Consider the following 12,184-nt stretch of genomic DNA (forward strand, 5'->3'; position numbering starts at 1 on the left):
GTCCTTGACGGCGCCGGCTGCATCGGCACCCAAAATCCCGGAGACCACCAACGCACCCCACACCTTTTCTTGAGGCTCCGCGGTTTTACCGGTTCACGGCACGTCTATTGCAATCCGGTCTCACCACCCCAGGACTCTCGGTCCGACTGCGCCGGCCCGGGAGTCGCGCTCTGCAGCCGCCCGTGGGCTCGAGCGCGCTCCTGTGGCATGATGGCGTCGGCCAGAATGGGCGCTCAGCGCCCGCAGTTCCCACGTATCGGAGCGAGTTCTATGCACGTCCTCATCACCGGAGGCGCCGGCTTCATCGGCGCCAACTTCGTCCACCAGACCCTGGTGCGCCACCCCGACGCCACCGTCACCGTCCTGGACAAGCTCACCTACGCAGGGAACAAGGGCTCACTGGCAGACCTGGGCGACCGCGTCACGCTCGTCGTCGGGGACATCGCCGACGCCGACGTCGTCGACCCGCTCGTCGCCCAGGCCGACGTCGTCGTCCACTTCGCGGCCGAGTCCCACAACGACAACTCGCTGCGCGACCCCTCCCCCTTCATCCAGACCAACCTCGTGGGCACCTTCACCCTCCTGGAGGCGGTGCGCCGCCACAAGGTGCGCTTCCACCACATCTCCACCGACGAGGTCTACGGGGACCTGGAGCTGGACGACCCGGCGAAGTTCGAGCCGACAACGCCCTACAACCCCTCCTCCCCCTACTCCTCATCCAAGGCCGGAAGCGACCTGCTCGTGCGCGCCTGGGTGCGTTCCTTCGGCGTGGAGGCGACGATCTCCAACTGCTCGAACAACTACGGGCCCTACCAGCACATCGAGAAGTTCATCCCGCGTCAGATCACCAACCTCATCGACGGCGTGCGCCCCAAGCTCTACGGCGCCGGCGAGAACGTGCGCGACTGGATCCACGTCCTGGACCACAACGACGCCGTGTGGGACATCATCGAGAAGGGCCGCATCGGCGAGACCTACCTCATCGGCGCCAACGGCGAGAAGAACAACAAGGAGGTCGTCGAGCTGATCCTGGAGCTCATGGGCCACGCTCCCGACGACTACGAGCACGTCGCCGACCGCCCCGGTCACGACATGCGCTACGCCATCGACAACTCCAAGCTGGTCGAGGAGCTCGGCTGGGCGCCGAAGTTCACCGACTTCCGCTCCGGCCTGCAGGCCACCATCGACTGGTACCGGGACAACGAGGCCTGGTGGCGCCCGCTCAAGGCCGAGGTCGAGGCCAAGTACGCCGCCCAGGGGCAGTGACCGGGCAGCGCCGCCATCGAGCCGCCATCGATAAGCCGTGACGTGTGGGGTCCCCGCGGGGCCCCACACGCATTCCCGCCCTGCGTCCCACCTCCCGATCCGGCCACCACGGCCCACCTCGGGAACTCGGGAGCAATTTCCCTCACCGTCACGCCGTTGCACTGGATGGCACCCCTCATCATGGCGGTGCCGATCGGCCTACCGTGCCGCTGAGCACCATCCGAGCCACCTGGGAGCCGACAGCACCGTCCGAGAGGAGCAACCACAAGCAGTGATACTACATGTGGTATCATGTCGCGATGTCAAGCGTCGTGAAGCTCCTCGCCAAGATGCAGGACAACCCCCGCGGAATCGCTTACACAGAACTCATGAAGGTCTGTGAGCACTACTTCGGGAAGCCTCGACGTTCCGGCGGATCGCATGCAGTGTTCAAGACCCCTTGGCCTGGAGATCCTCGTGTCAACATCCAGAATGACCATGGGCGGGCAAAGCCGTATCAAGTGAGACAGGTTCTCGCCGCCATCGAGAAGAAGGGAGAGACGGAGACATGAGTACAGCCATCGACACTGCAAGGTACAGCTTCCGCGTGACGTGGTCAGCGGAGGATGACGAGTTCGTTGCCACCTGCGTTGAGTTTCCTTCACTCTCCTGGCTCGACGGAACCCCTGAGCTGGCCTTGTCTGGTTTACGCAACCTTGTCAGCGAGGTGGTCGCCGACCTCCTCGCGTCGGGGGAAGCGGTGCCAGAGCCTCTATCGACCCGTCACTACTCGGGTAAGTTCCAGCTGCGCCTCGGCGAGGACCTGCACCGACGTCTGGCCATGGAAGCAGCAGAGCAGTCCACCAGCTTGAATCAGTACGTCGTGCGAAAGCTGGCCTCAGTCTCCTGACTCAGGATCGTGGAGCAAGCCCCCTCAGTCACAGGCGGTGATGCGCCACAGTGAGGTGCTGCCCTGGGAGTCGATGAGCTCGAGCCCCTCGCTGGGGATCCGGGTCAGCGGGGCGTCCCAGCGCAGGGGGGCTGCTCCTGCCACAGAGCCCGCGGCCGTGGCGTCCGAACTGCTGTAGAAGTAGCGCACCCCCAGCCGGTTGAGGAGCGCGCAGGTCCGCGAGTCCTTCTGCCCCAGGGTGGGCCAGGCAGAGGGCAGGGTCGCACCCGGGGTTCCAGGTGCTGTCTGGTCACGCGTCGGGTAGACGACGTGGACCCCGCCCAAGGACCACAGGTGGGCGGCCCCTCGCGATGGCGCTCCGAGGACGACCGCGTCCTGAGGCAGGACGCTCCTCGAGCGCTCAATGAGCGCCAGGGCGTCCTCGGTCAGCAAGGTCCCGTACTTGATGCGCTGCGGGTCGTAGACGGAGGCGACGAGGTTGCGTTCCAGGGGGACCCTTGCCACCACCGGCAGAAGTACAAGCGCTGCCAGCATGGCCACCGCCGCACGCTGCGGCCGGGCCCCGCCAACCCGTGAGGCCAGTCGACGCAGCAACCCCCACAGTCGTCGCCCAGGCCGCCCGGCCCCGGCCTGCACCATGAGAACGAGCGCCGGCAGGATGACAAGCGGAAGGATCCGGGCCTTCTGGAGGTACCAGGGCGCCCCGAGCTGACGGCCGGCCCACTGGGGTCCCCCCACGAGGACCACAAGCAGCAGCGACAGGAGCCACATGACGAGCCAGGGGCGCTGATCCCGGTGTGCACGTGCCGACCATGCCGCCGCCAGGGTGAGTCCGCCGAACACGATCCCGACAGGCAGGGAGGCCCCCGGGACCGCCCCATACATCGGCAGGTCGATGAGCGCCTGCCCCAGGGTCGCCACGATGCCGCCCACTCCCCCGGCCGGGCGCTGATAGCCCAGGACAGAGGCCAGGGAGGCGCGCATGACCCAGGCCCCCATGGCCAGGACCAGCACGGACGCGACCGCTCCGACCACCAGGAGGGCGCGGCCGCCCCGCTTGGTGGCGCTGCGACGCCATCGGGAGACGAGGAGGTTGACCAAGAAGGGTGGGCTCAAGACGGCGAGGTTGAACAGGCCGGTGCCGTGCGCCGCCACCACGCCGCCGGCGGCGGCCAAGGCGAGGAGGACCAGTACCAGACGCAGGCGCCACGAGGCGGTTTCCTGACGCAGCAGGTCGTAGAGCACGAGGACGCCGGGAAGCCCCACAACACTCAGGGCGTAGGGCCACACTGCCAAGGCCGTCATGGGCAGCAGTGGGAAGCCCACCACTGCGGCGCTGAGCGCGAGCACAACGGCGACCGCGCAGGTCCGTTGCCTGCGGCGGGCTCGGTCCGTCTCCGAGGCCCGGGCGGCGTCAAGACCTGCGGCCCGGGCGAGCAACCCCAGTAGGCTCAGCGGCCAGACCACCGCGGCGAGGGCCAGCACCCCCGCGGTACTGACCGGGGCCGGGCTACCCGGTGCCAGCGCCACCGCCCCGTGCCAGACCGTGGGGTAGTAGACGGTGCGGCCGGAGTAGAGGGCGGACAGGCCCCCCAGCATGGAGGCGTTGCCGCCCTCACGGATGGCCGCCACCGCGTTGAGGTGGAAGGTGGCGTCGAAGACCTGCGCCGGGTAGCCGGGCCCCGGCAGGACGGACAGAATCACCCCGGCCGGCACAGCAACGGCCACGGTCAGGCCTGCAGCCAGGATCACCCACTCGGCCCGGCCCTGCGACGCCGCTCGTCGCGCACGCTCCGGCGGAGCACCGACGATCAGACGTGCCATCAACACCACGACCGCCGTCAGGCCGGCGATCACCACCCACCCCCAGGGGAGCCAGGGCAACGCGAGGGTGTGGGCGAGGATCTCCGCCGCCGCGATGATCGCCGAGCTGAGCGCGGGAGCCACCGCCAGCGACGGCAGTGCGGCAAGGCGCGCCGAGCGTCCCACGATCCAGCCGGGCACCAGGAGCAGCCCGGCCACGACGAGCGTGGCGGCCGTCAGGATCCAGCCGGAGTCTCCGGACAGCCCCGCCGCCACGCTCGCAGTCATTCCTCCTGCCGACCTCAGAGCGCCTGCGGGGTCACTCGCCTCCGCCGATGGTCAGGCGCGGCACACCGGTCCACTTGGAGGCGTCGGTGGCGCGGCGCCCGTCCAGCAGGAGGCGCAGCCCGGGCAGGTCGGCGGCGGAGAGCTCGCCGTACTCGGGGTGGTCGGCCTGGACGATGGCGACGTCGACCTGCTCCCCCAGGTGGTAGGGGGTCCAACCGAAGCCGGCCAGCTCCTCGTCGGTGTACATGGGGTCGTGGACGAGGACCTCGGCGCCGGCCTCGCGCAGGGCCTCCACGGTGGGGAAGACCCCGGAGAAGGCGGTCTCCTTAACCTTGCCGCGGTAGGAGGCCCCCAGCACGACGACGCGCAGGCCCTTGAGCGAGCCGAGCACCTCGGTGGCCCGACCCACCACGTAGGCGGGCATCGTGGCGTTGAAGGTGCGGGCAGTGCGCACCACCGAGGCGTCGGGGTCGGTGGACAGGTACAGGCGCGGGTAGACCGGGATGCAGTGCCCGCCCACCGCAATGCCGGGGCGGTGGATGTGGGAGTAGGGCTGGGAGTTGCAGGCCTCAATGACGCGCTCGATGTCGAAGCCGGCCTTGTCGGCGTAGACGGCGAACTGGTTGGCCAGGCCGATGTTGACGTCGCGGTAGGTGGTCTCGGCGAGCTTGGCCATTTCGGCGGCCTCGGCGGTGCCCATGTCCCACACGCCGTTGGGGCGGGGCAGGTCGTCGCGCTCGTCGAAGTCGAGGACGGACTCGTAGAAGGCGATACCGGCCTGGGTGCCGGCCTCGTCCAGACCGCCCACGAGCTTGGGGTAGCGGCGCAGGTCGGCGAAGACGCGGCCGGTGAGGACCCGCTCGGGGCTGAAGACGAGGTGGAAGTCGGTCCCCTCCTTCAGGCCGCTGATCTCCTCGATCATGGGCTTGAAGCGGCCCCGCAGCGTGCCCACGGGCAAGGTGGTCTCATAGGAGATGAGGGTGTTGGGGGTCAGGTGGGCGGCCAGGGAGCGGGTGGCGTCGTCCATCCAGGCGAAGTCCGGCTCCCAGGTGGCGTCGTTGACGAAGAGCGGCACGACCAGGACGATGGCGTCGGCCTCGGGGATGGCCTCGGCGTAGTCGGTGGTGGCGCGCAGGGCACCGTTGCCGGTGGCGGGGCTCAGGGCGGCGAGCTTCTCGGCCAGGTGGGCCTCGCCGGGGAAGGGCTCGGTTCCGGCGTTGACGGCCTCGACGACGGCGGGGTTGACATCGACCCCGATGACCTCGTGGCCCTTGTCTGCGTACTGGACGGCCAGAGGCAGTCCGATCTTGCCCAGGGCGACGACGGCGATGCGCATACGGGTTGGTCCTTCCGACGGATCAGGCTGAGGCTCAGGTTGATGCTCAGGTGGCGGCTCGGGTAGCAGCCCTCCGTATGATACGGCGCTTACCATGTCCACATGCACGACTTGGACCACACGGACCGCACGGACACGTCCCCTTCCGGATACCGCCTTCACCTGACGTCTCCGACGTGGACGAGTGGTCCCGCGGACACTGAGTCCTCAGCGCCCACAGCGCCCCAGTACCACCTGTGGCGACCGCTACCGCCCGGGTCCGGTGACCTGGAGTCCCTGCGGCGCGAGCAACCCGAGCGGCGCACGGGGGCCTGGACACTCATCGAGGCCGACGACGGCCTCGTGCGCCTGACCACGGACCGCACCCGTTCCCACCACCTGTTGTTCACCCGCGCGGGCGACACCTGGGTCATCAGCGACGACCCTGAGGAGCTGCGCCGACACGCCCCGGCCTGGGTGCGCGACAAGGAGGCCGCCGAGGTCTTCCTGCACGCTGGCTTCACACCGGGGACGCGGACACTGGCCCACGAGGTCTACGCCACTCCGGCCGGATCGGTGGTGGAGCTGCGCCCCGACGGCACCTGGAGCAGCCGCTCGTGGGAGACCTACCGGTACGCCGCTGACCCGATCACCTCCCCAGAGGAGTTCGCGACCGTCTTCCGCAGCGCACTCGACACCGCGGTCGAGCGCGTCCTTCAGGACATCGACGGCCGCCAGATCCTCGTTCCCCTCTCCGGTGGGTTGGACTCCCGCCTGCTGGCCGTCTGGCTCAAGCGCCACGGAGCCCGCGACGTGGTGACCTTCACCTACGGGGTGCCGGGCAGCTCCGAGGTCGCCATCTCCCGGGGCGTGGCCAAGGCGCTCGAGCTGGACTGGTTCACGGTCGACCTGGACCCCGCCGAGGTGGCTCGTACCTGGGCCGGGCCCGACGGCGTGGACTTCCAGAGGCGCACCTGGGGCCTGACCTCCCTGCCGCACGTCCAGGACTGGTACGCCCTGCTCAAGATGCGCCGCCAGGCCCTGATCGACACCGATGCGGTGTTCCTGCCCGGCCACACGATCGTCGGCAACATGCATGACGAGCACCTGCTCGAGGGCACCCCCTCACGCAACGAGGTGCTCACCGCCGTGGCCCGCCACCACTCGCTGCTTCAGGGGGACCGCGATGCGTGGCGCCACCTGCCCCTGCTGCGCCGAGCCGTGGTGCAGGGAGCCCAGGAGGTCTCCTTCCCGACCAACCCGGGCGAGGACTTGTCCGGAGGCGGGCGCTGCGTCCAGGAGCTCCTGGAGTGGGTCAACCTCCAGGAACGTCAGGCCAAGTACATCAACGAGTCCTTCAAGGCCTACGAGGCCTTCGGATACGGCTGGGCGCTGCCGATGCTCGACACCGAGATGTGGCACGCCTGGCTGCGGGGATCGGAGGAGCTGACCGCCACTCGCGACTGGTACGCGCAGTTCACGGCGGAGGTCTACGGCGAGGCGACGGGCACTGCCTCCCAGCTCTTCGAGGCGCCGGCCGCGCGGATCCCGGCTGGGCCGCGGCGAGCGCTCATGGCGGCACTGACCGTCACCGGCACCCGCACGGCGCTGTCCCGAGCGGTCTCCATGCGCACCATGCTGCACCACCCCATGGCCTTCGAGGCCTTCAACGCCCCCATGCCCTACGCCGAGCAGATCCTGCGCATGGCCAGGGGGGCCACCTCGACGGGCCTGTGGACACAGCTGTTCCTGGACGGGACCTGGGGCGCCGAGCCCGTCGTCCCCATGAGCTGAGAGCTCTGAGAGCTCAGAGTCCCCGATGCGGGCGCTGTCAGAGCGTCAGCAGGCCGTCAGCCGCAGATGTCGATGCGCCACAGCGAGGCCGAGCCACCGGAGTCGACGAGGGTGAATCCGCTGGAGGTGTCGACCTTGTAGAGGCCGGGTCGGAACTTGCTGAGCCGGTTGCCGTTGAAGACGATGTCCTTGTCGGCGTAGAAGTAATGGATCCCGTGCCGCTGGAGGAGCTCGCACACGTGAGGGTCGGTGTGAATCCGGTTGAAGTTCTCACGCAGGTAGATCCCGTCCTGGTCGTCGGCGGCCTGACCGGGGAAGACCCACACGCTGCGCATACCAGTGAGGATGGGGATGTAGCCGGTCCCGGCCACCGGGTCGCCGATGACGACGGCGTTGTCCGGCAGCTCGTCGGGCAGCCGGCGGATCATGTCGAGCTCGGCCTTGTCCGCGATGAAGCGGGTGTCGCCGTGCACGGGAAGATATCCCTCGCGTACATCGGTGGCCACGGCCCGGCTCCCGATCAGCATGATGGGCAGGCACACGGCCAGGGCGGCGACGGCGGCCCCTGCCCTGAGTACCGCTGTGCTCACGGAGGCCAGGCCGATACGTCCAAAGGCTCCGCGCAGCGCGGAGCCGGCCCGCGCTCCCAGCGGGCTGAGCCACGTGCGCAGCGCGTCCAGGGCGATCACCACGAGGAGCACCGCCAGGACGGCGGTCATCGCCTTGATGCGGTGGGGGACTCGGTAGAACAGGCCGGTGATCGATGAGAGCACCGGGATGGGGGCGATGGCGGCCAGGATGAGGGACATGCTGAGGATCCAGCCCACGACGAGTTCCCAGTTGCGCCGCCGCCACAGGCAGATCGCGGCGCCCAGGAGGCTCAGGGCCGCCAACGGCATCTCGATCCACTCGATGGCCCAGCCGCCGAAGTAGTCCAGGGTGATGGGGATGAGGAGCTTGGTGACCAGGTTGCTCCAGTCCAGCTCGGTGTACCTGCCGAAGTGGTGCTGCTGAGGACCGGGCAGCATGACGAAGGCGACGAGCACGACCACCGCCAGGAGGGCGCCGATCCACCAGGCCGCGGCCTGGGCGCGTCGCTCGGAGCGCCAGCTCCTGATCCCCGAGTGCACCGCCTGGCACAGGAGGATGCCGAACAGCGGCCACAGGAGCATCGCCGCCGCTGAGGTGTGGATGAGGCAGGACCCGATGAAGAAGGGGATGATGGCGCTCAACGCCATGGCGGCACGCGCCCGTGCGCCCCAGACCGACGTGTTCTGCTCCCGCGCGGCCACCACCATGAGGGTGCGGGCACGGCGCCAGCACTCGATCGACATGGCGATGACGGCCGGGCAGGTGGCCACCGCCATGCAGTAGGGCCACAGCGCCGCACCGTAGGTGAGCCGCCAGGGGAAGACCGGAGCCAGGAGCGAGGCGGCCAGTGCCAGGTAGGGGGCGTGGCGGACCTTGGGCAGCGCGGTACGAGCCAGGTAGACCAGGCCGAGGTACCACACCAGCGCCACGGCCAGCAGCAGGACGTTGTTGGCGATGAGCGTCTCGCGCCAGCTCCACGCTCCCAGGCTGGCGACCTGGTGCCACACGATCGGGTAGAAGCCCGCGTGGCTCGTGAGCCCGAACATGCCGGCGTTCGGGTTGAACATCGAGGCGTAGTCCTCGCGCTCGATGATGGCGACCTGCATGTAGTGGTAGAGGGCGTCGCCGCTCTGGGAGACCGCGTTGGGCGGGATCGTGAGGATGACGGGCAGCGCGGTGACGGCCCAGAACACCAGGACCGTCAGGAAGAGCCTGCGCTCGGCGCGTCCGCCGTCGGTGCGCATGGTCATGCCCTCCCGCTGGTCCTCGGGCATGAGGAGGATCCCCGGGTCCCAGCGGTCGATGAGACGCTTCGCCGTGGTGGCGGCAAGGGCCAGGAGCGCGGTCGTCACCATGACGGGGATCCAGCCCCAGGGCTTGCCGACGGCGGCCTGGAAGAGCCCGTCGGCCGTCAGGATGAGGGCGCTGATGGTCGGGGCCAGCGCGACGGGACGGATCCCTCTCATTCCGGCGGCGCGCAGCACGAGCCACCCGACCCCGAAGAGCGCAGACAGAAGCAGGACCGCGGTTGGCAGGGTGTTGAACCAGTCGACCAGGCTGTTGGTCACCAACGTTGCGCCTCACTCACTCGACGTACCTCATGGCCCCCAGCACTCTCCTCGCTGCTGTCACCGGCCCTGCCGGCGGCCTCCTGCACGACACGGGCGGCGGACTGCCCCGTGGCACGCAGCGAGCGATGGTCCTCGACCCAGTCGTGGAAGCGCTGCGCCGTGGCGGGCCGCGTACCCGAGGCGATCTCGGCGTCGTAGGTGTCCAGCGCCGTGCGCATGGCCTCGGCGACCGCCGCCGCGTCGTGCTCGGCCGCCCATCCCAGGTCGAAGTCGCGCACGTCCGCGGACACCGGCCCGCGACCGGCGAAGAGCACCGGCGTGCCGCATCCCAGGGCGGAGAGGACCTTGGTGGGGTAGGCGAAGTCGTAGCCCTGCCCGGGCTTGATGGACACCAGGGCCGCTGCGGCGCCCCGCTGCCACACGGCGGCCTCGGCCGCGGGCACGGCCGGGTGCATGATGACGGCCGGGGCGCCGTCGGGGCCCGCGGGCAGCTGGGAGGCGGCTTGGGTGATCTCCTGCCAGGCCGTTCCCCGGCCCAGGAAGAGCAGCTGGGCCTTCGGGTGGGTGCGCCGCACCTGGGCCAGGGCGTGGACGAAGACGTCGGCACCCTGCCACTCCGAGGCCGTTCCGGCGTAGACGAAGTACGGCCCGCTCAGCCCGATCCGCGCACGGTCCGGCTCGGAGGGGGTCGGCCCGTGGGCGTCGAAGACAGCGGTGTCGATCCCGTTGGGCACGACCCGTATCCGCTGTGCCCAGGACTCGTCGTCCGGTGCCGCGTTCACGAGCTCGGCGACGGACTGGGCGACTCCGTCATTGACGGCGATGACCCGAGCCGCCCCGCCGACGGCGAAGGCCTCGAGCTTCTCGACGGCCCGCACGACGATGTCGGCCGCTCCGGTGGAGGCCGCTGCCGCCGACCAGACGTCCGCGGCGTACCACACGTAGGGAATCGCGCGCAGGGCCGCCACGACCCGCACGACCGCGCCGGTCGTCGGGGGCGGCTCCACGAGGATCGCCTCCGGCCGAGGGGCCACCAGCAGCCTGAGAGCCAGGGGCAGATCGAAGGACAGGTAGGGCACGTAGCCGCGCAGGTAGCCCGAGGAGTCCCGCAGGACCGGCCAGCGCGAGACCTGGACCCCCTCAGGATCGGGCTCGCCCTGCGGCGCGTCGGCCGGGGCCCGGCTGGTGAGGACCCGCACCGCCGTCCCGTCGGCCGCGAGCGCCTTCTCCACGCTGTCGAGCCGGAAGGAGGCGGCAGCGGCCTCCGGCAGGTGGATGCGGGTGGCCAGCAGGACGCCGTCGGCTCGACCGGAACGGGCGCACCGACGCGACGTCACCGCCGTCGCCAGCGCGGCCGCGGCACCGCCGAGGACCAGAGCGCCCAGCGACGCCTTGACGAAGCCCCGTGCGCTCATCGGTTCCCTCCTGCTCGCAGCGTGCGGGCCTGGGCCAGTGCACCGGCCCGAACCGACTGCATGTCCTGGGCGACCGTGCGCGCCCGACTGAGCCAGGTGTGCTCCTGGCGGGCCTGCCGGGCCCGGCCGGCGGCCTCGGCGACCTCCTGGGGGTGCTGGAGGAGTCTGCGCAGCAGCCCGGAGAGCACTGCGGCGTCGTAGGGAAGGGTCCAGCCGGCGCCGGCGGCGCCCACGACCTCGGCGGCCAGGGTCCCCTGGGAGGCGATGACCGGTTTGCCGCGTCCGAGGTACTCGTAGAGCTTGACCGGGGAGGCGAACTCCCGATACGGGTCCGGCTCGACGAACAGGACGCACAGGTCGGCGCGCTCGTAGAGGGCGGTGAGCTCCTCCCCGGAACGGTGCACGACCTCGATCCGGCCACCGGCGGCCTCCACCAGGTCGGCGTACTGGTCGCCGGCCGCCTCCCACTGGTCGGGGCGGGTGCAGATGGTCAGGCTGGTGCCGGGCACGTCGACGACGGCGCGCAGGCACTCCTGGAGCCGGTAGTGGCCACCCAGCCCGCCGATGTAGAGCAGGTGGAGCTCGCCGTCGGGGCGGGAGGAGGGCGCCTCGTCAACGATCTCGCAGCCCGGGGGCAGCGGGGCCATGCGCTCCTCGGGGAACCCGGGGACGTGGGCGCCCATGCGCATCGAGGGCAGGTAGAGGCGGTCGATGTAGCGCGAGTACCAGGCCAGGTCATAGCGGTAGACGCATCCCATGGCCGTGGCCAGCGCGGCCCCGACCCTCTCGCGGTAGTCGGGGAAGGCCCAGTAGATGTCCCGGTAGAACAGGGACGTGGGTACGCCATGCCGGTGCATCAGCCCCATGAGCGCCGGGTCAACGAAGGGGTGGGGCGGGAGGTGGCGCGGCTCAGTCAGCATGGTGGGGATGGTCGCGCACTCGGAGTAGAGGAACTCGATGCGCTCCCCGCCCTGGAGGCGGTCCTTCAGGGCGCGCAGGCGACGCGATCTCTCTCGGGCCGAGCCGGTCACGTCCAGCACGGTGTAACCGAGCTCCCGGAAGGCATCGAGCATGCGCACAGGCCGGATACCGGAAGCCGACGACGCCTCCCGATCCAGGGGGAAAGGGGCGTGGTAGACGATCGCAGCCATACGGTGCCTCGCCTCCTTTAGGGGGTATCTCAGGAACCAGGCGCGGCCGCACCAGGCAGACAGACTCGAGCGCGAATGATAGTACCATCGGCCGATCACAG

The 12,184-nt window shown here is 69.9% G+C and carries 9 protein-coding genes; 4 read left to right on the forward strand and 5 right to left on the reverse strand.

Features of this window, described 5'->3' with window-relative positions:
• Nucleotides 1–270: 270 nt before the first annotated feature.
• From rfbB to JJJ14_RS09735, 3 genes are all read left to right on the forward strand, one after another.
• A complete protein-coding gene (gene rfbB, locus JJJ14_RS09725) occupies nucleotides 271–1,266 on the forward strand; it encodes a dTDP-glucose 4,6-dehydratase (RefSeq protein ID WP_101558661.1) in 996 nt (331 codons plus the stop codon).
• 299 nt (nucleotides 1,267–1,565) lie between these two features.
• Nucleotides 1,566–1,817 (forward strand): toxin HicA, encoded by a 252-nt coding sequence (locus tag JJJ14_RS09730; RefSeq protein WP_101558794.1) that lies wholly within the window; start codon nucleotides 1,566–1,568, stop codon nucleotides 1,815–1,817.
• A complete protein-coding gene (locus JJJ14_RS09735; protein ID WP_043538171.1) occupies nucleotides 1,814–2,155 on the forward strand; it encodes a type II toxin-antitoxin system HicB family antitoxin in 342 nt (113 codons plus the stop codon). The genes JJJ14_RS09730 and JJJ14_RS09735 overlap by 4 nt, the downstream gene beginning before the upstream one ends.
• 24 nt (nucleotides 2,156–2,179) lie before the next feature.
• Here the strand turns inward: JJJ14_RS09735 and JJJ14_RS09740 are convergent, their stop codons facing one another.
• Entirely contained in the window at nucleotides 2,180–4,246 is a 2,067-nt protein-coding gene (locus JJJ14_RS09740) for a DUF6541 family protein (protein ID WP_101558662.1), read from the reverse strand.
• Between the two features lie 31 nt (nucleotides 4,247–4,277).
• Nucleotides 4,278–5,582 (reverse strand): nucleotide sugar dehydrogenase, encoded by a 1,305-nt coding sequence (locus JJJ14_RS09745; RefSeq protein ID WP_075378553.1) that lies wholly within the window; start codon nucleotides 5,580–5,582, stop codon nucleotides 4,278–4,280.
• 102 nt (nucleotides 5,583–5,684) lie between these two features.
• On the opposite strand from JJJ14_RS09745, the gene JJJ14_RS09750 reads away from it, so the two are divergent.
• Complete coding sequence (locus JJJ14_RS09750; RefSeq protein WP_236592794.1) at nucleotides 5,685–7,355, forward strand: asparagine synthase-related protein; 1,671 nt, start codon at nucleotides 5,685–5,687, stop codon at nucleotides 7,353–7,355.
• A gap of 56 nt (nucleotides 7,356–7,411) precedes the next feature.
• On the opposite strand, the gene JJJ14_RS09755 is transcribed toward JJJ14_RS09750, so the two are convergent.
• The 3 genes from JJJ14_RS09755 to JJJ14_RS09765 are packed head-to-tail and all read right to left on the reverse strand — an operon-like array spanning nucleotide 7,412 to nucleotide 12,083.
• Nucleotides 7,412–9,514 (reverse strand): DUF6541 family protein, encoded by a 2,103-nt coding sequence (locus tag JJJ14_RS09755; RefSeq protein WP_101558663.1) that lies wholly within the window; start codon nucleotides 9,512–9,514, stop codon nucleotides 7,412–7,414.
• The gene (locus JJJ14_RS09760; RefSeq protein WP_101558664.1) at nucleotides 9,511–10,932 is read right to left on the reverse strand and encodes a glycosyltransferase; all 1,422 of its coding nucleotides are present in this window, start codon (nucleotides 10,930–10,932) and stop codon (nucleotides 9,511–9,513) included. Before JJJ14_RS09760 ends, JJJ14_RS09755 begins: the two co-directional genes overlap by 4 nt.
• Complete coding sequence (locus tag JJJ14_RS09765) at nucleotides 10,929–12,083, reverse strand: glycosyltransferase (protein WP_201444008.1); 1,155 nt, start codon at nucleotides 12,081–12,083, stop codon at nucleotides 10,929–10,931. The genes JJJ14_RS09760 and JJJ14_RS09765 overlap by 4 nt, the downstream gene beginning before the upstream one ends.
• Between the last annotated feature and the right edge of the window lie 101 nt (nucleotides 12,084–12,184).

The organism is Actinomyces sp. HMT 175, assembly GCF_016694895.1.
GTDB lineage: Bacteria > Actinomycetota > Actinomycetes > Actinomycetales > Actinomycetaceae > Actinomyces > Actinomyces oris.